This window comes from Mycolicibacterium iranicum, assembly GCF_014190915.1.
In the GTDB taxonomy this organism is placed as follows: domain Bacteria; phylum Actinomycetota; class Actinomycetes; order Mycobacteriales; family Mycobacteriaceae; genus Mycobacterium; species Mycobacterium iranicum_B.
Window position 1 is genome coordinate 97990 of record NZ_JACHVU010000005.1, and the last position, 19098, is coordinate 117087.

The 19098-nt window shown below is 68.6% G+C and carries 21 protein-coding genes; 11 read left to right on the forward strand and 10 right to left on the reverse strand.

The genetic code is table 11. The annotated features are described in order from the left end of the window. Positions 1–96 precede the first annotated feature (96 nt). Positions 97–522 (forward strand): MTB12 C-terminal domain-containing protein, encoded by a 426-nt coding sequence (locus FHR72_RS13460; RefSeq protein ID WP_183468735.1) that lies wholly within the window; start codon positions 97–99, stop codon positions 520–522. 21 nt (positions 523–543) lie between these two features. Here FHR72_RS13460 and nei2 read toward each other — a convergent pair whose 3' ends face one another. Together nei2 and FHR72_RS13470 are read right to left on the reverse strand one after the other, a co-directional pair. Beyond that, positions 544–1296, reverse strand: coding sequence for an endonuclease VIII Nei2 (gene nei2 / locus FHR72_RS13465; RefSeq protein WP_183468737.1), 753 nt, complete (start codon positions 1294–1296; stop codon positions 544–546). Further along, positions 1296–5840: an ATP-dependent helicase gene (locus tag FHR72_RS13470; protein ID WP_183468739.1), complete on the reverse strand. Its 4545-nt coding sequence runs from the start codon at positions 5838–5840 to the stop codon at positions 1296–1298. The genes nei2 and FHR72_RS13470 overlap by 1 nt, the downstream gene beginning before the upstream one ends. Positions 5841–5974: 134 nt before the next feature. Here FHR72_RS13470 and FHR72_RS13475 point away from each other — a divergent pair, with 134 nt between their 5' ends. Further along, the gene (locus tag FHR72_RS13475) at positions 5975–6292 is read left to right on the forward strand and encodes a heme-binding protein (protein ID WP_183468741.1); all 318 of its coding nucleotides are present in this window, start codon (positions 5975–5977) and stop codon (positions 6290–6292) included. 2 nt (positions 6293–6294) lie between these two features. On the opposite strand, the gene FHR72_RS13480 is transcribed toward FHR72_RS13475, so the two are convergent. Then, positions 6295–6942, reverse strand: a complete 648-nt coding sequence (locus FHR72_RS13480; protein ID WP_183468743.1) for a TetR/AcrR family transcriptional regulator — start codon at positions 6940–6942, stop codon at positions 6295–6297. Positions 6943–6990: 48 nt separating this feature from the next. On the opposite strand from FHR72_RS13480, the gene FHR72_RS13485 reads away from it, so the two are divergent. Beyond that, on the forward strand, positions 6991–8367 hold the full coding sequence (locus FHR72_RS13485; RefSeq protein ID WP_183468751.1) for a cytochrome P450: 1377 nt from the start codon (positions 6991–6993) through the stop codon (positions 8365–8367). Positions 8368–8454: 87 nt separating this feature from the next. Here the strand turns inward: FHR72_RS13485 and FHR72_RS13490 are convergent, their stop codons facing one another. The 3 genes from FHR72_RS13490 to hglS form a co-directional block, all read right to left on the reverse strand. Then, positions 8455–9264, reverse strand: a complete 810-nt coding sequence (locus FHR72_RS13490; RefSeq protein ID WP_183468753.1) for an SDR family NAD(P)-dependent oxidoreductase — start codon at positions 9262–9264, stop codon at positions 8455–8457. A gap of 131 nt (positions 9265–9395) precedes the next feature. Next, positions 9396–10940: an L-piperidine-6-carboxylate dehydrogenase gene (gene amaB, locus FHR72_RS13495; RefSeq protein ID WP_183468755.1), complete on the reverse strand. Its 1545-nt coding sequence runs from the start codon at positions 10938–10940 to the stop codon at positions 9396–9398. Continuing rightward, positions 10937–12157 carry a 2-oxoadipate dioxygenase/decarboxylase gene (gene hglS / locus FHR72_RS13500; RefSeq protein WP_183468757.1) on the reverse strand — a complete coding sequence of 407 codons (1221 nt, stop codon included), beginning with the start codon at positions 12155–12157 and terminating at the stop codon, positions 10937–10939. Before hglS ends, amaB begins: the two co-directional genes overlap by 4 nt. A gap of 23 nt (positions 12158–12180) precedes the next feature. Between hglS and FHR72_RS13505 the strand changes: the two genes are divergently transcribed. Both FHR72_RS13505 and lat read left to right on the forward strand, forming a co-directional pair. Then, positions 12181–12660, forward strand: a complete 480-nt coding sequence (locus tag FHR72_RS13505; protein WP_183468759.1) for an Lrp/AsnC family transcriptional regulator — start codon at positions 12181–12183, stop codon at positions 12658–12660. A gap of 48 nt (positions 12661–12708) precedes the next feature. Then, entirely contained in the window at positions 12709–14064 is a 1356-nt protein-coding gene (gene lat / locus FHR72_RS13510) for an L-lysine 6-transaminase (protein ID WP_183468761.1), read from the forward strand. Here lat and FHR72_RS13515 read toward each other — a convergent pair. Next, positions 14033–14605, reverse strand: a complete 573-nt coding sequence (locus FHR72_RS13515) for a restriction endonuclease (RefSeq protein ID WP_183468763.1) — start codon at positions 14603–14605, stop codon at positions 14033–14035. The genes lat and FHR72_RS13515 overlap by 32 nt on opposite strands. A 102-nt stretch (positions 14606–14707) precedes the next feature. On the opposite strand from FHR72_RS13515, the gene FHR72_RS13520 reads away from it, so the two are divergent. Continuing rightward, positions 14708–15085, forward strand: coding sequence for a hypothetical protein (locus tag FHR72_RS13520; protein WP_183468765.1), 378 nt, complete (start codon positions 14708–14710; stop codon positions 15083–15085). A 32-nt stretch (positions 15086–15117) separates the two neighbouring features. Further along, complete coding sequence (gene usfY / locus FHR72_RS13525) at positions 15118–15426, forward strand: protein UsfY (protein WP_183468767.1); 309 nt, start codon at positions 15118–15120, stop codon at positions 15424–15426. Positions 15427–15556: 130 nt separating this feature from the next. On the opposite strand, the gene mbp1 is transcribed toward usfY, so the two are convergent. After that, positions 15557–15790 carry a microaggregate-binding protein 1 gene (gene mbp1 / locus FHR72_RS13530; protein WP_183468769.1) on the reverse strand — a complete coding sequence of 78 codons (234 nt, stop codon included), beginning with the start codon at positions 15788–15790 and terminating at the stop codon, positions 15557–15559. 238 nt (positions 15791–16028) lie between these two features. Here mbp1 and FHR72_RS13535 point away from each other — a divergent pair, with 238 nt between their 5' ends. The 3 genes from FHR72_RS13535 (at position 16029) to FHR72_RS13545 (ending at position 17498) form a co-directional block, all read left to right on the forward strand. Next, entirely contained in the window at positions 16029–16226 is a 198-nt protein-coding gene (locus tag FHR72_RS13535) for a VOC family protein (RefSeq protein WP_183468771.1), read from the forward strand. A 49-nt stretch (positions 16227–16275) separates the two neighbouring features. Continuing rightward, complete coding sequence (locus FHR72_RS13540) at positions 16276–16710, forward strand: ATP-binding protein (protein WP_183468773.1); 435 nt, start codon at positions 16276–16278, stop codon at positions 16708–16710. A gap of 62 nt (positions 16711–16772) precedes the next feature. After that, positions 16773–17498 (forward strand): RNA polymerase sigma factor SigF, encoded by a 726-nt coding sequence (locus tag FHR72_RS13545; RefSeq protein WP_260156024.1) that lies wholly within the window; start codon positions 16773–16775, stop codon positions 17496–17498. On the opposite strand, the gene FHR72_RS13550 is transcribed toward FHR72_RS13545, so the two are convergent. Further along, complete coding sequence (locus tag FHR72_RS13550; protein WP_183468777.1) at positions 17469–17912, reverse strand: STAS domain-containing protein; 444 nt, start codon at positions 17910–17912, stop codon at positions 17469–17471. The genes FHR72_RS13545 and FHR72_RS13550 overlap by 30 nt on opposite strands. Before the next feature lie 284 nt (positions 17913–18196). On the opposite strand from FHR72_RS13550, the gene FHR72_RS13555 reads away from it, so the two are divergent. Beyond that, the gene (locus FHR72_RS13555) at positions 18197–18718 is read left to right on the forward strand and encodes a nucleotidyltransferase family protein (protein WP_396888440.1); all 522 of its coding nucleotides are present in this window, start codon (positions 18197–18199) and stop codon (positions 18716–18718) included. Between the two features lie 10 nt (positions 18719–18728). Here FHR72_RS13555 and FHR72_RS13560 read toward each other — a convergent pair whose 3' ends face one another. Continuing rightward, entirely contained in the window at positions 18729–19046 is a 318-nt protein-coding gene (locus FHR72_RS13560; protein ID WP_183468782.1) for a hypothetical protein, read from the reverse strand. Between the last annotated feature and the right edge of the window lie 52 nt (positions 19047–19098).

Sequence of the window (19098 nt, forward strand, 5' to 3'; positions counted from 1 at the left end):
TCGGCGCTCCGGGGTCGCGGACGTAGGTCTTGTCGCGACGCCCCCGGCGTGGTGGGGTGTGCGTGGGTCGGACCATCTTTGCGGAAGGAAGCGTTCATGCGTGCTGCGTTGGCGGCTGTTTCGGTGTTGGCGGCAGGTGCCCTGAGTGGGATGGGTGTCGCCTGGGCTCAGCCCGCCGTTCCCAGTGCCGGCGAGCTGACGTCTGATCTGCGGGTGGTCCTGAACACCGGGGCCTCGACGAGCGAGCGCGCCGCCAAGCTGGCCGGGGGAGACGCGGCGGTCCCGACCGCCGACAACATCGCCAACCGGCTCAACACCTATGGCGGCATGGTGAACTGGCAGGTTCAGAACCCCGTGCTCAACGGCGATCAGCTCGATGCGCAAATCGCGGTCACGATCCCGATCTTCGGGACCAAGACCCACAACATCTACTGGGTCGACCAGGACGGCACCTGGAAGCTGTCCAACCCGTCGGCCTGCGTGATCGCCCGCGACGTCGCCGGCGTCGACTGCACGGTCTAGCGCACTGCGCGACGAAGGACGCTAGCGCTGGCAGACGGGGCACCAGTACGTGACCCGTTCGGTGTTCCTGTCGGTCTCGATCAGGGTGCCGCAGCGACGGCACGGTGAGCCGGCGCGGCCGTAGACCCAGACGTCCTGGCCCGGCCGGGTGTTCCCGGTGGTGGTGCGGTTGAGCCGCATGCGGTTGAGCCACACCATCTGCTGGGCCCGGGTGGCCAGCCGCATCGGATCTGCGAGCTCGCCGACGGGTGTGCCGGGGCGTAACCCGAACACGAAGCACAGTTCGTTGGCGTACACATTCCCGACGCCGGCCATCACCCGCTGATCGAGCAATGTCTCGGCCAGCGGGCGCTGCGGGTCTGCCATCAGGTTGGCCGCCGCGGTCTCGGCCGACCAGTCGGGCCCGAGCAGATCCGGCCCGAGATGTGCGACGACATCCATGTCGGCCGCCCGGTCCAGGACTTCGAGGATGCCGAGGTCCACGCCGGAGGCACGAGAATCGGCCGTTTCCAGCACGATCCGGATCTTGTACGCCGGCGCACGGACGCGGCCGATGATCCAGGCGCCGTCCATCTTCAGGTGCGAGTGGATGCTGGCCTGGCCGACACGGATGAACAGATGCTTGCCGCGGCACAGCACCTCGTCGACCCGCTGGCCGCTGAGGTCGACCGCGGCGTAGCGGGGGACCCGGACGTCGCACCGGGTCAGCATCTTGCCTTCCAGAGCTTCGCGCAGTTTGACCGCAGCGCGGAAGACGGTGTCTCCCTCCGGCATCAGCGCAGCCGCAGTCCGCGCGGAGTCCGGGAGAACCCCGCTGTCGTCAACGCCTCGACGACGGCGGACTCCCGGGTCTCCAGTACGGGGACGCCGTCGACGCGTTCGACCAGCAGCGCCGGAACCCGTTGGCGGGTGACCAGTTCGGCCAGCGTGGTGCCCGCGGCGTGGTGGATGTCGGCGTCGTCGGTGAAGCTCAGCAGAGACCGCCCGCCCCGCTCGACGAACCAGGTCAGCGCACCGTCAACCAGGACCACCAGCGCGCCGGCCTTGCGGCCCGGGCGGTGCGCCGTGTCGCCCTCGGCGCCCCGCGTGGGCCAGGGCAGCGCCGCGCCGTACGGGTTCGCCGGATCGGTCGCGGCGATCGCGATGGCCCGCAGGCTCTGCTGCTTGGCATCGATGCTGTCGGCGTGGCTGCGCAACCGGTCGACGGTGCTCGCCGTCGCGAACTGCGCGCCACCGAGGGATTCGACGAAGTAGCCGCGCTGACAGCGCCCGGCGTCCTCCATCGTGGTCAGCACCTTGTACATCGATGCGAACCCGCCGGGGATGTTCTCCGCCGCGACCGCGCCTTTGGTGAGGACGCCGTGACGGGCCAGGAGTTGGTCGGCCTGATAGTGCGCGCGCACGGTGGTGTCCACCTCGGCGACCGGAAGTGCCGACCAGCGTCCCGCCACGGTGGGATCCGAATCGCGATGCGCGTTGAGGCTCGACGTGCTCAAGCTGTACCGGCTCAACCGCGGTGCCCTGCGGTGACGGTGGGCGGGCGCGGCGGCCCTGCGCGACCCGGCGCCCTTGGTGCCTGCGAGCAGTGCCCGTACGGGGGCGAAGGTGTCCCCACCGACGTGCCCAGCCCAGATCAGTTGCCACAGGGCGGCTTTCAGCGACTCTGCGGACACCCCGTCGATCGAGAGCTGACGGAAGAAGTACGCACCGCCACCGGACAGCGCCGCCAGGATCTGGTGGTGCACGTCGGTCAGGTCCAGATCGCCCGGCGGAGCCAGGGACAGTGGCGCGGTGTCGGCCGGATGGAACGACACCCAGCCGTCGGCACTCGACAGCGAACCCACACCCGACCACAGCACCTCTCCGGAGGCGAGCAGTTCGTCGAGCATGCCGGGTTGGTAGTCGCGGACGCGCTGACCGAAGATCAGCGGTTCGACGGCGGAGGCGGCCATGGGTACGCCGGCCAGTTGGTCGATCACCGCGGCCAGACCGTCCACGCCGGTCACGGTCTCGCTGCCGAGGGCCTGCCATGCCGGGAGGAATCTACCGAACGCCGCCGTGCTGACGGGTTCGATCTGTGCGCGCAACGCGGCCAGCGACCGGCGCCGCAGGATGCGCAACACCTCGGTGTCACACCACTGCTCATGCCCGCCGGAATCCGCCGGCACATCGGTGAATTCGCCCCGGACCAGCTTGCCGTCGGCGGCCAGCCGGCCCAGCACGTCGCCGGCGACACGCAGCCCGAGGCCGAAGCGGCCCGCGGCGTCGGACGTGGTGAACGGCCCACGGGTGCGGGCGTATCGCGAGAGCAGCTCGCCCAGCGGGTCGACGATCGGCTCCAGGAAGGCCATGGGGACTCCGACCGGCACGGCGACGCCGACACCGTCGCGCAGCCGGCCGATGTCCTCGACGGCCGACCACCACGTCTGGCCCGCGAACGACACCGGCAGCACACGTTTGGCGCCGAGCAGACCCTCCAGCCAGCCACCGACGTCGGACTGCACACACCGCTGACTGATCTCCTCGGCCGTCAGCGGGCCGAGCAACCTCAGCAGGTCCGCGACGCCCTCGGCATCGCGGGCCAGCCGCTCTTCGGTCAGATGCTGCAGCTGCCGGGAGGTGGTCGCCACCACGTCGGCGTCGAGAAGTTCGCGCAGCTCGACGCGCCCGAGCAGTTCGGCCAGCAGCGTGGGGTCCAGAGCCAACGCCGCCGCGCGCCGCTCGGCCAGCGGGCTGTCGCCTTCGTACATGAAGGCGCCCACGTAGCCGAAGAGCAGTGACGCCGCGAACGGCGACGGCGTCTGGGTCTCGACCTCCATGATCCGGACGCGGCGTTGGGCGATCCGGCCCATCAGCGCGGTCAGCGTCGGCACGTCGTACACGTCCTGCAGGCACTCCCGCACCGCCTCGAGCACGATCGGAAAGTCGGGGTAGTTGCGGGCCACGTCGAGCAGCTGGGCCGCCCGCTGACGTTGATGCCACAGCGGCGACCGCTTGCCGGGATGGCGGCGGGGCAGCAACAGCGCCCTCGCTGCGCACTCCCGGAACCGGGACGCGAACAGCGCCGACGAACTGACTTCCGTCGTGACCAGGGGTTCGATCTCGTCGGCGTCGAAGACGAAGATGTCGGCGCCCGGTGCGACGTCGTCGGTGTCGGGCAACCGCACGATGACGCCGTCGTCGGACGCCGTCGGCTTCTCATCGATGCCGTACCGCTCGTAGAGCCGCTTGCCCACGGCCAGCGCGAGGGGGCCATGCACCCGAAGGCCGTAGGGCGAGTGCAGGATCACCCGCCAGTCGCCCAGCTCGTCACGGAAACGTTCGACCACCAGCGTGGTGTCCGACGGAACCGATGCCGTCGCGGTGCGCTGCTCGTCGATGAGTTGCCAGAGGTTGTCGGTGGCATACGCATCGAATCCTACCGTTGCGCAACGCTCTTCGAACTTCTGCCGGTCGAGTTTGGCCAGTTCGCCGTTGAATGCGCCGATCGCGGCACCCAGTTCGGCGGGCCGGCCTACTCCGTCGCCGCGCCAGAACGGAAGTCGCGCGGGTTCTCCCGGCGCCGGGATGACCAGCACCCGGTCGTGGGTGATCTCGGTGATCCGCCAGCTGGTGGCACCCAGCGAAATCACGTCTCCGGGACGTGACTCGTAGACCATCTCCTCGTCGAGTTCGCCGACGCGCGACGGCTTCTCGGAGTCGGCGCTGGAGGCGAGGAACACCGTGAACAGCCCGCGGTCGGGGATGGCGCCGCCCGAGGTGACCGCCAGCCGTTGCGCGCCGGGCCGGGCTGTCAGCGTGCCCGTGTCGCGGTCGTAGACGATGCGGGGCCGCAGCTCGGCGAACTCGGTCGACGGGTACTTGCCCGACAGCAGGTCCAGCGTCGCCTCGAACGCGCTGCGCGGCAGCGTCGCGAACGGCGCGCTGCGCCGGACCGTGTCGAACCAGGCGTCGGCGCTGATCGGTTCCAGGGCCGACGCGGCGACCGTGTGTTGTGCCAGCACGTCGAGCGGGTTGGCCGGTACGCGCATGGTCTCGATCTGCCCGGCGAGCATGCGCTGCACGCTCACCGCGCAGCCGATCAGATCGGTGCGGTGCTTCGGGAACAGGACGCCCTGGCTGATCTGACCGACCTGGTGCCCGGCGCGTCCGACGCGCTGCAGGCCGCTGGCCACCGAGGGTGGGGTCTCGACCTGGATCACCAGGTCGACCGAACCCATGTCGATCCCGAGCTCCAGGCTGGACGTCGCAACGACCGCTTTGAGGCGGCCGCTCTTGAGTGCGTCCTCGACGTCGGCCCGGGCCTCCTTGCTGACCGAGCCGTGGTGGGCGCGCGCGAGCACCGGCTCGGCGCCGTAGGTCTGGCCGCTGCCCATGATGTGGGCGGGGGCGCCGCCGGCCACGCCGGGATTGTGCGACCCCAGTTCGATGCCGCTGCGCTCGGCGTGGATCTCGTTGATGCGTGCGGTCAGTCGCTCCGCCAGCCGGCGCGAATTGGTGAACACGATCGAGGAGTTGTGGGCCTCGATCAGGTCGACGATTCGCTCCTCGACGTCCGGCCAGATCGAGTTGTCCTCCAGGTTGGCCATGTCGGGGACAGGGACCTGCACGGTGAGGTCGAACGTCTTGGCCGCGGGGGGCGCCACGATCGTCGTCGGCGCAGCCCCGGACAGGAACCGCGCGACCTCTTCGGGCGGGCGCACGGTCGCCGACAGCCCGATGCGCTGCGCGGGCTTGTCGAGCAGCGCGTCGAGCCGTTCCAGCGACAACGCGAGATGGGCGCCGCGTTTGGTCGCGGCGACGGCGTGCACCTCGTCCACGATCACGGTCTGCACGTCGGCCAAGGTCTCGCGGGCAGCCGACGTCAGCATCAGGAACAGCGACTCGGGTGTGGTGATCAGGATGTCCGGCGGCTTGGTGATCAGCTCGCGGCGCTTGCTCGGTGTCGTGTCACCGGACCGCACGCCGACGCTGATGGCCGGGGGCTCTTCTCCCGTGCGTTCGGCGATGCGCGAGATCCCGGTCAGCGGGGTGCGCAGGTTGCGTTCCACGTCGACGGCCAATGCCTTCAACGGCGAGACGTAGAGCACCCGCGTGCCGCGCTTGGCCTGCGGCTCCCGAGCCAGTCCGTCGATCGCCCACAGGAACGCCGCCAAGGTTTTTCCCGAGCCCGTCGGGGCGATGACGAGGGTATTCTCACCGGCGGCGATGGCCTTCCACGCCTCGGCCTGCGCCGGGGTGGGTTCGACGAAGGTGCCCGTGAACCATTCGCGCGTCAACGCGCTGAAGCGCGCGAGCGGATCGGTCACGACAGACATGAGTCCATGGTGCCCCCACCCACCGACAAGTAATCCGTCGCCGCCACACGCACACGCTCTGATAAGGGATTTCCCGGAACACCAGGGGCGAGACGGCTTACCATCCGAGGGTGCGATGCCCACCTGCACGGCGCATGCTCGCCGCAACCCTCGGAATCGGCGGTGCGCTGGTCACCGCCGCCGTGACCGCTTCGGCCCAACCCGCCCCACAGTGCACGGCGGCGGATCTGGCCGGTGTCGCCACGGGCGTCAGTGCCGCCACCTCGGCCTACCTGTTCACCCATCCGCCGGTCAACGACTTCTTCTCCACGCTGTTCACCAAGACGCCGGAGGAGAAGGAAGCAGCGGTGACGCAGTTCATGGACGCCAATCCCCAGGTCGCCGCGGAGCTACGCGGAATCCGGCAGCCTCTCGTGGACTTCCGTCAGCGCTGTCACCATCTGCAGCCCTGAGATCAGCGCTGCGCGTGGGCGACCGCCTCGACGAGCACTGCCGGAATGTCGGGCACGCGCCCGATGGCATCCATCAAGCCGTGGGCGCACAGGTCGGCGATGAAATCCGCGTCCAGTGACGAGTCGATCAACCGCTGGCGACACATCTCGAACGTGAAGGCCAGCCATCCGTAGACGGTGGCGCGCAGGTCGCGTGCCACCGAGGGATCGACGTCGCCGACGGCCTCGGTGATGCGGTCGAGGATGCGGTTGGCCTGACGGTCGTTGTCGATGTCCTCGATGCCGCGCAGGACCGGATCCGATCGGCCCATGCCCATATAGGCGGCCCACGCGCCGTGCGGATGTTTCTCGTCGTACTGCAGATAGGCCAGCACCCCGGCGCGCACCTGGCCGAACAACGTCTGCCCGGGTTGGGCCGCGGTGTTCGTCGCCTGGAACAGCCGTTCACCCTCGGCCCGCACCACCGCGGCGAAGAACGCACGTTTGTCAGGGAAGTAGTGGTACATCAGGGCCCGTGAGACACCGGCCCGTTCGGCGATCTCGTCGATGCGCACCTCGTCGTAAGGCCGCTGCCCGAATACCTCTGCGCCGAGTGCCAGCAGTTCGTTGCGACGGTCGTCGGGGGAGAGCCTGCGCCGTGCTTCCGCCATGCGTCAATACTACTTGACACATGTACAACAGCGGCGGAGGCTGAGGCCATGGCCATCGTCGGCGACAGACGGTCCTTCCCGAAACTTCCGCACCCGCCGCGTCGCGTGCCGATCCTGGGTGACGTGCTCGGCATCAGTCCCGACATTCTGACCCAGCCGTCCTCGGAATTGGGCGGTCTCGGTTCGGTCTTCGAATTCCGGTTCCTCGGAGCACGCTACGTGGTGGCCGGTGGCGCCGATGCGGTGGCCGAGCTCAACGACGAAAGCCGGTTCTGCAAACACGTGGGACCCGACATCGATGCGCTGCGAATGCTCGGCGGCGACGGACTTTTCACTGCGTACAACGACGAACCGAACTGGCAGAAAGCCCACGATGTGCTGATGCCGGCCTTCAGTCAGCAGGCGATGCGCCGGTATCACTCGATCATGTTCGACGTCGCCGACGAACTCACCGCACGCTGGGACGAGCGGGCGGGGACGGGCGAGACGGTGGACGTCTCGTCCGACACCACCCGGGTGACGCTGGAGACGATCGGACGGTGCGCGGTCGGTTATCCGTTCGGGTGCTTCGCTTCTGAAGAGGTACACCCGTTCGTCGAGCACATGGTTGCCGGCCTGAAGGGCTCGGACAAGGTCGGGGTCCTACGCGAGACGTTCCTGCCCAAGTACGTCGCCCGCCGCGCGGAACGGCCGGTGCGCGAACACGCCGCCCGGATGCACGCGATCGCCGACGACATCATCGCCGAACGGGTGCGCGACGGGCTGGGTCGTCACGACGACCTGCTCGAGCTCATGCTGGTGTCCGACCTCGACCGGGCCAACATCCGCTACCAGCTGATCAACTTCCTGGTCGCAGGCCACGAAACCACTTCGGGCGCCTTGTCTTTCGCGCTGTACTTTCTCTCGCAGAACCCGGCGGCGGCAGACAGGGCGCGCGCCGAGGTCGCCGAGGTGTGGGGGGAGGACGAGCGGCCCGGGTTCGAGATGATCGCCAAACTGCGTTACGTGCGAAGGGTGTTCGACGAGGCGCTGCGCCTGCAGCCCACGGTGCCCGCCTATTACCGCGAGGCGCGCGCGGATACGGTGCTGGCCGGCGTGCACCCGATGCGCAAGGGGGACTGGGTGCTCGCGCTGACGGTGGCGTTGCATCGGGACCCGCAGTGGGGCGACGACCCGGACGTGTTCGACCCCGATCGCTTCGCTCCGGAACGAGTGAGGGCACGCCCGGCGGGCCTGTACAAGCCGTTCGGCACCGGACCGCGGGCGTGCATCGGGCGCCAGTTCGCGTTGCACGAGGCCGTGTTGCTTCTCGCGGTGTTGCTGCGCCGGTACGAGCTGGTCGCCGACCCCGATTACCGGCTACAGATCGCGCAGCGGCTCACGTTGATGCCGAGAGATTTTCACCTCACCATGACGCGGCGTTGACGCCGACGTCGGCACCGCACCGCGAGCGCGCGTGTCTGTCCGCCGACACTCCGTGCCAGGCGTACATTCGCGCGCGCTCGCGGCCGCTCAGAGCGACCGCAGCGTCCGCTGATAGCGGCGCATCCCGCTGATCCAGCGGTCGTAGTCGCCCCCCTTGTGGCGGTACATCTCGAGTAGCTCGGGGTGGGGGAGCACCATGAACCGTCCCTCACGGACCGCGTCGACCGTCACCGCTGCCACGTCGGCGGCGCTGATGACACCTGCCGAGTGCTCGATCGACGACGCGCCGAGCCGCGCGTCGGGGTCGTCTGTGCTGCGCACCGCCTGCAACAGGGGTGTCTCCACGCCGAGCGGGCAGACGCAACTCACGCCGACGCCGGCGTCGCCGTAGGTGATCGCGAGCCATTCGGCGAAGCCGACCGCGGCATGCTTGGTCACCGCGTAGCCGGCGGCGCCGAGCTGGGTGAGCAGCCCCGCGGCCGACGCGACGGAGACGAAGTACCCGGATCCCCGGGACTGCCACTGCGGCATCAACAACCGTGCCGCCCGAACGTGCGCGCGGAGATTGACGTCGAGGATGACATCCCAGTCGGATTCCTCTGCCAGTCCGGGCTTTCCGATGATCCCGGCATTGGCGACGTAGATGTCGACGGGGGCGAACTCGTCGGCGGCCAGCGTGATCAGCGCTTCAATGTCGCTCGGATCGGACGCGTCGGCACGCAACGCGGCAGCCGTTCCTCCGGCTTCACGCACCGACGCGGCGGTCGCGTGTGCACCGGCCTCGTCGAGGTCGCCGACGACGACGCTGACGCCGTTCGAGGCCAGCTCGACGGCCAGCGCCGCGCCGATGCCGGATCCGCCGCCGGTGACGATGGCGGTCTTACCTGAGAGTTCCATGCCCCGATTGTGGTGCGCGAGCGCGCGCAAGATGCACGCGGGTGGCGGCGTGTCCATGTGCAGACACGCGCGCTCGCGGTGCGGGGTGCGGTGCGCGGTGCGGGGTGCGGTGCGCGGTGCGGGGTGCGGGGTCAGCCGAAGTGGACGCCCTGGGCCAGCGGCAGTTCCGCCGAGTAGTTGACGGTGTTGGTCGCCCGGCGCATATAGGCCTTCCACGCGTCCGAGCCGGACTCGCGGCCGCCGCCGGTCTCCTTCTCGCCACCGAACGCGCCGCCGATCTCTGCGCCTGAGGTGCCGATGTTGACGTTGGCGATGCCGCAGTCCGAGCCGTCGGCGGCGAGGAAGCGCTCGGCCTCCCGAACGTTGAGCGTGAAGATCGACGACGAGAGACCCTGCGGCACGGCGTTGTTGAGGGCGATGGCCTCGTCGAGGGTCTCGTAGGTCATGACGTAGAGGATCGGCGCGAACGTCTCCTGGTGGACGACCGCGGACTGGAGCGGCATCCGCACCACCGCGGGCCTGACATAAAAGCCGCCCTCGGAGCCGACGTCCACGCGGTCTCCGCCGAGGACGACACCGCCCTCGCTCTCGGCCTGTTGCAGGGCGGCGACCATGTCCCGGTAGGACCGTTCGTGAATGAGCGGCCCGACGAGCGTGCCGTCGGCGAACGGGTCGCCGACCGGCAGCTGCTCATAGGCCGCCACGATGCGTGACACCAGCTCGTCAGCCACCGACGAGTGCACGATCAGCCGTCGCAGCGTGGTGCACCGCTGCCCGGCCGTGCCCGCCGCCGAGAACACGATGCCGCGCACCGCGAGGTCGAGGTCGGCCTCCGGGGTCACGATCGCGGCGTTGTTGCCGCCCAGCTCGAGCAGCGCGCGGCCGAAGCGCTGCGCCACGCGCGGCCCCACCTCGCGGCCCATCCGCACCGATCCGGTCGCCGACACCAGAGCGACCCGGGAATCGTCGACGAGCCTCTCGCCGACCTCGCGTTCGCCCAGAACGAGCCGACCCACCTCGGCGGGGGCTCCGACCTCGGCGCACGCCTGCTCCAGCAGGGCCTGGCAGGCTACGGCCGTCAACGGCGTGAGCTCCGAGGGTTTCCACACCACGGTGTCGCCACACACCAGCGCAACGGCGGTGTTCCACGCCCACACCGCGACCGGGAAGTTGAACGCCGTGATGACACCGACCACGCCGAGCGGATGCCACGTCTCCATCAACCGGTGCCCGGGCCGCTCCGAGGCGATCGTCCTGCCGTACAGCTGGCGGGACAGGCCTACGGCGAACTCGCAGATGTCGATCATCTCCTGCACCTCGCCCAGCGCTTCGGAGTCGATCTTGCCGGCCTCGATCGTCACGAGAGCGGCCAGCGCCGCTTTGTGCTCGACGAGCAGTTGTCCGAGCCGGGCCACGAGCGCCCCGCGCACGGGCGCCGGCGTCGTCCGCCATGTCGAAAACGCTTCGGCTGCAGCGTTGATGGCGGCATCGGCGCCGTCAGCGGTGGTCGCGGGCACGGTGAACAGCACGTCGCCGGTGATCGGCGTGGACGCCGGCAGACCGTGAGCGCCCGGCTCGCCGAGCTCGATGCGTGCGCCCACGGCATCCAGGGCGTCACGCACCCGGGTGCGGAGCGCGTCGGAGGTGGGCAGTGCAGCCGTGAGGACGGTGGTCATGAGCAGGCGACTTTCTCGTAGAGGTCATAGGGGTCGTGGATGTGACGTCCGATCTGGCCGGCCATCCATTCGAGGCTGTAGTCGGTGGTGTCGCCGCCTTCTGCGGCGGAGGCGTCACCGTCGAGGTTGGAGCGGAAGATCCCCGCCGCCGAGGCGGGCAGAAAATCCTCGTAGACAACGGGTTTCGACGGGTCTCCGCCGCGGTAATACGCCAACCCGGCCTCGGCCATCTCCGTGTCGGTGGCGGGGAAGTGTTCGTGCCACCCGGCGGCCGGGTCGGGGGCGGACATTGCCGCGTCGTAGCGTCGACGCCCTGCCGGTGTCAGTGCCACGCCCCGCTGCTCGACTTCGCCGAACCTGACGCGCAGGGTTCCTTCGGACACCGTCCCCGACGGCGACCGGAATCGGCGTGGCTCCGCCAACGCCCGGAATGACGTCTGGCGCAACAACACCTGGGGGCCGTCGACCCGGGGCGGACCCTGGATGTGGTCGATCATCGTGATTCCGCGTGCCGTCATCTGGTGTTGCAGTGCGTCGATGTCGAGCACGCGCGGTGTCAGGTGGTTGAGGTGGGTGGTCGACACGCCGGCGATGTCGGCGGCGACGGCCGAGACCGCGGAGAGCTCTTCGTACCAGGCCCGGTCGATCGGCTCCCGCGAGAGCGCGAAGGCCGCCACCGCCGCGGCGACGAACTCCTGTGCCTCGTCGGCCGAACACCCGCCGGCCGCCGCGATCCGGCGTGCGGAGGCGATCAGCGACGGGTCGAACAGCTGCCGGTTGTCGAGGAAGTGGTCGACCCGGGTGCGCAGTTCCGGTGCGAAGAACCGGGTGTCGGCGGCGGCCAGCATGGAAGTGAAAACGCGAAAAGGATTGCGTGCCAGCTCGTCTGGATCGATGGGTCGAAAGGCGGTGGACACCACGGGTACCGGTGAGGCCGCGGTGCGCAGATCGTAGAAGCCGACGGGATACATGCCGAATGCAGAGAACAGATCCGCCACCTGGGCCAGCTCTCGGGCATTGCCGACGCGGACGGCGCCGTGGCGTTCGGCGGTGACGCGCTCCAGCGAGCCGAGGCGCAGTGCGCCGGTGTGCGCGCTGTTCACCTGGGCACTGACCTCGACGAGGGTGTGGTAGGCGGGCACCTCGGCGCCGTACATCCGGGACAGCCCGGCGGCGAATTGTGCGCGCAATTGCCATGTTTGGACGGGGCTAGTCATCGGCGCTCCGATACAGTGCCGCCATGGCGGATCCCGAGGAAGCCCCCCAGCACGCGCCGCTCGACGACGTCGACCGGGTGCTCGCGCGCGAACTCGTGGTCGACGGGCGCGCAACGCTGGCCCACCTCGCGGCAACGGCCGGGCTGTCGGTGTCGGCGGTGCAGTCGAGGGTCCGCCGGCTGGAGTCGCGCGGCGTGGTCAGCGGATACACGGCCCGGATCGATCCCGAGGCCGTCGGCAGCATGCTCTCAGCGTTCGTCGCCATCACTCCTCTCGATCCGTCTCAACCCGATGATGCACCCGCACGGCTGGAACACATCGCCGAAATCGAGGCGTGCTACTCCGTCGCCGGCGAGGACAGCTATGTCCTGCTCGTCCACGTCGAGTCGGCGCGCGCGCTGGAATTCCTCCTGCAGAGGATCCGCACGGCGGCCGACGTGAAGACGCGAAGCACCATCATCTTACATAAATTTTACAGCGATAGACGGTTCATACCGGACTAATGCCGGTTAGAAGCTCTCAGAAAGTAAATATTCCGCTAGTATCGCGCTATGACCGCTGTTGTTCCGGACAATCGCCGTGCCACCGCCCCCTCCGTCGCTCCGGACGATGTCCGCACCGTGCTGGCCCGAAGCATCCTGGCCGATGGCCTCGACCTTGTGCTCGACCTCGACCGTTCCCGGGGTTCGTACCTGGTCGACGCACGTACCGGTCGCTGGTACCTCGACATGTTCACGTTCTTCGCGTCCTCGGCGCTGGGCATGAACCACCCCGGTCTGGCGGCTGAGGAGTTCCGGGCTGAGCTCGCCGCAGCGACGGTCAACAAGCCGAGCAACTCCGACGTCTACAGCGTGCCGATGGCACGCTTCGTCGACACCTTCGTGCGGGTGCTCGGCGATCCCGCACTCCCGCACCTCTTCTTCATCGATGGGGGCGCCCTCGCCGTCGAGAATGCCCTCAAGGTCGCCTTCGACTGGAAGAGTCGCCGCAACGAATCCGAGGGACGCGATCCCGCGCTGGGGACGAAGGTGCTGCATCTGCGCGGCGCGTTCCACGGCCGCAGCGGGTACACGATGTCGCTGACGAACACCGACCCCAACAAGGTCGCGCGCTTTCCGAAGTTCGACTGGCCCCGCATCGACGCGCCGTATGAGCGCCCGGGCGCGGACATGGACGCCCTCGAAGCGGAATCGCTGCGACAGGCACGTGCGGCGTTCGAGGCGAGTCCGCACGACATCGCCTGCTTCATCGCCGAGCCCATCCAGGGTGAGGGCGGCGACCGGCACTTCCGCCCGCAGTTCTTCGCCGCGATGCGTCGCCTGTGCGACGAGTTCGACGCGCTGCTGATCTTCGACGAGGTGCAGACCGGGTGCGGGATCACCGGAAGTCCCTGGGCCTACCAACAATTGGGGGTCACCCCGGATGTGGTCGCGTTCGGGAAGAAGACCCAGGTGTGCGGGGTGATGGCCGGCGGCCGTGTCGACGAGGTCGCCGACAACGTGTTCGCCGTCAGCTCGCGCATCAATTCGACGTGGGGCGGCAACCTGACCGACATGGTGCGGGCCCGCCGCATCCTTGAGGTCATCGAGACCGATCGCCTTTTCGACAAGGCGGCCGACACCGGCCGTCACCTGCTCGACGGGCTCCATGGACTTGCCGCGCGATACCCCGGTCTGGTGCGCGACGTGAGGGGCCGGGGTCTGATGTGTGCGTTCAGCATGCCGTCGCCTCGCGAGCGCGACGATCTGGTCGCCGGGCTGTGGGATCGGGGAGTGATCATGCTCGGGTGCGGAGTGGACAGTGTGCGCTTCCGCCCCGCGCTGACGGCATCGCGGGCCGAGATCGACGCAGCACTGGAATCGGTCAGTGCGGTGCTCAGCGCGATGTCGGTTCGGCCGGTCGCGTAAGACGCCGGATCGTCGCGCGCAGGCGGGGTAGATCCGAACCCGCCACCAGTTCGCAACCGTGGCGCTCAGCCAGTTTTCGGGCCGCCGGCGTGAACTCGTGGTTGGTGACCACCATGGTCCTGGTGCAGTCCTGCATCGGAGCCCCGGCGACCACTTCCTGCACTGCGCCGGCGCCCACCGGTCGGGAGAGGCGTTTGCACTGCACGGCGAGTCGGTGCGGCCGGTGGCCGACGATGAGGTCGACGCCCCAGTCGCCGGTGAGCGGCGTCATGATCACCGGCACCCCGCAGGTTCGGGCGATCCTGGCGACGTAATCCTCGAACTCGGTTCCCGACATGTCGTCACGGACGGCGAGTTCGTTGGCGCCGGGCGTGGCGGCCCCTGCGACGACGGCCCGCAGGAAGCGTGGCGCCGCCAAGGCCAGTGCCGGGGTCAGCAACGCAATGAGTGCACTCGATGCCGGTGACGCCCCCGCCAGATAGCCGGTGCCGCCCGCAGCGAGGCCGAGCGCCGCATACAGCCTCCACCTCAGGGTTGTCACCGCCGCATCGTATGCGGTCACGCCGACATCTCAGGTTTATCACGATCTGTATGTGGGAATTCCCCGCAAACCCCAGACCGACGCGCTGACGGAGACCGAACGATGGCCGACCTGTCCCACCACACTCGCGAGTTGCGGCGCGGGGCCGGCGTCGACGATGCCGGGGTGCGCGACGCCGTCCGCACCGGAATCGGGTTCGCGGTGCTCGGCCTGGTGTTCCTGTTCGTCGCCGATGTCTGGATCGGCACGTGTACCGGTTCCCTCGCCGATGCGGCCGGGTGCGGGGTACCCCAGCGCGCGATGCTCGCCCTGGGTGCGCCGGCGCTGCTGCTGGTGGGCGGCGTGTGGTCGCTGGTGCAGAGCTTCCGGGTGCGCCGCGAGCACAGCGCCTGGTGGGCGTGGCAGGGCGCCGGATGGGCGCTGGTCGCGTTGACCGTGCTGACCGCGATATTGAGTCTTCCCTCGCTGCCCGGGCGGTAGGACACTGAAACGGTAGTTCTAAGGAGTTACCGATGAAGGGTCCCAACGATCCCGTCGACCATGTGCGGACCACGCGACCGCATGCCGGAGAGTCGATGACGGACAACAAGATCATTCCGGGGCTCGCGATGATCGGTCTGTCGCTGGTCAGTTTCGTCGCGGCGCTGTCGGCGTTCGCCACCTCACATCACGATGTCGGTGTCCTGTTGGCGGCGTTCGCGCTCGCCGGGCTGGGCATCGGCGGCGTGTGGTTGATGGTCGAACACCACCGCGTCCGGCGGCTCGAACAGCTCTGGTACGCCGATCATCCCGAGGCGTTCAGGCAACACCCCAACAGCTGAGCGAGCCGGTGTCAGGAAGCCGCGGCGGTCCGTTCGCCGCAGGCGGGTGAGGGTGCGCCCGGAGCAGCGTCTGACGGAAAGAGCAATGGGCCCAACCGGTTTCCCGGTCGGGCCCATCGACGAAGATCTGCTACTGGTTGGCTTCCTGGCGCTTCTCGGCAGCCTTGGCACCGGCGCGTGCCGAGTCGGCTTCGGCTTCCTTCTCGGCGGCCTCGCGCTGGGCGTCGGCCTTGTCCTGCTGGGCCTTGCCCTCCTGGACCATGTCGTCGCGGCCCGCAACGGTGCCGACCGCTTCCTTGGCCTTGCCCTTCACGCCTTCGACGGCGCCCTTGATGCCTTCTTGGGGTCCACTGTTGTCGCTCATACCGTGCCTTTCGTTCGTGGTGTGCGGGGCTTGTAGAAAGCCGCTCCTGGTCTGCCACGGCAAGGCTTCCCGCCGCCTCCGGTGCCTAAACGGGTGACGCGCATCTCTCGGTGAACGCTGCTCGGCGGCAACGGTTTTGCAGGCGTTTGTCCAGCGTGTGCCCGGGTACGCGACTTTCATGTCCGACTCAGCAAACATGGTTTGGTCGACATGGGCCACAGGGTATGGGACCCGGACCATGAACTCACCCCTACCCGGCGCCACGTCCCTGCAGCCACGCCGCATGCACCAGCACGACATCGACGGCCACATCGGTCGGTGCGAGGGCGGCGCGTATCACCGGGCGGTCGACGGACTCGTCCATCCCGTCGGGATCCCGGGGTCGGGATGGGCGTTGTCGGACGCGCTCGCCGCTGCCCGGAGCGCCCATGGATAGCGCGGACAAAGGCTGGGGTAATCTCGCTTCGACATTTCCAGGAGGTCAGATGGCCGATGTTGCCAGCCACATCAACGGGAAGCGCCACAGCCCGCAGTCGGTGGAGCTCCGTGTGGTGGCCACGCTGGAGAATCTCGCTGTCCTCCGCACGCTTGTGGCGGCGATCGGCACGTTCGAGGACCTTGACTTCGACGCCGTGGCCGATCTCCGGTTGGCCGTCGACGAGGCGTGCACGCGTCTGATCAGATCTGCGGTGCCCGATTCGACACTGCTCGTGGTGGTCGACCCACAGCCGGACGCGTTGGTGGTCCATGCGTCGACCAATTGCGACAGCACGGACATCCTGGCGCCGGGGAGCTTCAGCTGGCACGTTCTGAGTTCCCTGACTGACGAGGTCACCACATTCTCCGATGGTGAGTCGGCCACCGAGGGTGACGTATTCGGAATCTCGATGACGACGAGGCGAGCGAGTTCGTTGCAGTGACCCGGTCGTCGTCCCAGGGTTCGTCGTCGCGGTCAAGCTCTGAATACTCGGACGTTGCCGACATGTTCCGCGAGCTCGCGGGACTGGACGAAGGCTCGGCAGCTTTCCAGCGGCAGCGGGACCGCATCGTCGAGCGCTGCCTTCCGCTGGCCGATCACATCGCCCGCCGTTTTGACGGGCGCGGCGAGCCCCGCGATGACCTGGTGCAGGTGGCCCGCGTCGGTCTGGTAAACGCTGTGATCCGCTTCGACGTGAACGCCGGTTCGGACTTCGTGTCGTTCGCCGTACCCACGATCATGGGTGAGGTCCGGCGGCATTTCCGCGACAACAGTTGGTCAGTGAAGGTTCCTCGTCGGCTCAAGGAACTGCACCTGCGGTTGGGTGCTGCGACCGCCGAGCTCTCTCAGCGGCTGGGCCGTGCGCCCACGGCGACCGAGCTGGCCGCCGAGTTGGAGATGGATCGCGACGAGGTGATCGAGGGCCTGGTCGCCGGTAGCTCGTACAACACGCTGTCGATCGACAGCGGTGGTGGCAACGGCAACGAGGATGCGCCGGCCATCGCCGACACCCTCGGCGATGTCGACCTGACGTTGGACCAGATCGAGAACCGCGAGGCCCTGCGACCGCTGCTGGCTGCACTGCCCGAACGCGAGCGCACCGTGCTGGTGCTTCGCTTCTTCGAATCGATGACCCAGACGCAGATCGCCGAACGAGTCGGCATCTCGCAGATGCACGTCTCGCGGCTGCTCGCGAAATCGCTAACGCGTCTCCGCGACCAACTGGAATGACCGGGGTGGTTCCTGCTGCACAGCGGTCAGTGCTGCGGGGACGTCGGCGCAGATCGGCAACGCCGCGTCGGGGTCGCAGATGCGCAGGACGCGTCTGACGGCTCTGCCGGGCACCAACGCCCACCGGATGTCCTCGCCGACGCACTGCACATTGAGCGTGTGCAGGGCAGAGAACCCCGCGGTGGAGAAGAAGGACAGCCCGGACAGGTCGACGACGAGCCACTGGGTCTTCGCCGAGTTGCGGAGCGCGTAACTGACGAACTGGATGCCGTTGGCGGCGTCGAGTTCGCCGTGGCCGGCCACGATGGCGGTCGTCGGCTCCGGCCACGACGTGTCGAAGCGTGCCGTGTGGCAGACGAGACGGTCAGGTGAGGGATCCGGCGCGGCCGGCGAGGTTTCTGGGACGTGACGCACGGTGACTCCAATTCGAGAGTGCGATGTTCGTGCTGTGGTTCACGTCAAGGCGGGCCCTGCATCTCAAAGCCTGAACGGGACGGACCTTCTGTCTCGTATGACGATGACGTTTCCAGAAGGCTGTTGAGCTCAACCCTGACCTGGACTCTACGCCGCGGCGATGATCTTGGACAACGATTATGGGAGGTTGGTAACAAATACTCAGCAAGTCGGGGGCGGCAAGATTTCCGCGAGCGAAAGGTGAACGGTAACCGATTGTGTCGCAGCATATTTCGGCAACAGGCGTGATTCTCGCGGCCGGCGCGGGGACCCGGTTCGGGATGCCGAAGGTGCTCGCCGCGGACGGCGAGTGGTTGCGTCTGAGCGTCGCTGCGATGCACGGTGCCGGGTGCGACGACGTGGTGGTGGTGCTGGGCGCCGCCGTCGTCGACGTGCCGGCGCCCGCACGTGGCGTCGTCGCCGACGACTGGGCCGAGGGGCTGAGCGCCTCGGTACGGGCCGGCATCCTGGCGGTGGGGGAGGGTGCGGAATGCGTCGCGTTGACGACGGTCGACACCCCCGACGTGGGCGCGGCCGTGGTACGCAGGGTGCTCGACGCCGCTGGTAATGCCGAGTCCGGGTTGGCGCGCGCCGTCTACGGCGGACGGCCGGGGCATCCTGTCGTCATCGCACGCCGCCACTGGTCGGCGCTCCTGGGATGCCTCGCCGGCGATGACGGCGCGGGTCCGTTCCTCCGAACCCGCCATGACGTCGTCGTGGTGGAGTGTGCCGATCTCGCCACAGGCCGCGACATCGACGAGCGCTGAACCCCGGTGGTCAGCCGAACATCGCCTCGGCGAACCGCGCCACCGCGTCGGCGCCCGTCTGCGCCGCCTCGTCGAAACCGGGACGCACGCGGGTGGTGATCGTGCGGGTGTGCGGATCCAGCGTCACCTCGGCCAGCAGCTCGCCGGTCGTCGGTTCACACACCGCCCACGACAACAGCGTCTCGGACTCCCACTGTGCGGCAAGCGTTTCCACGTGATCCGGGCGGTGCTCCCCGAGGTCGGCGAGGGCGGGCCGGTCGTCGACGCGGTCGTCCGCGCGCAGCGCCCGCAGGTACCATGCGCCGGCGTTGATCTCGACAGGTTCCACGCGGTCACCCTCCCATGACGCGACTCGGCCCCGCCTCCGGAGAGGCGGGGCC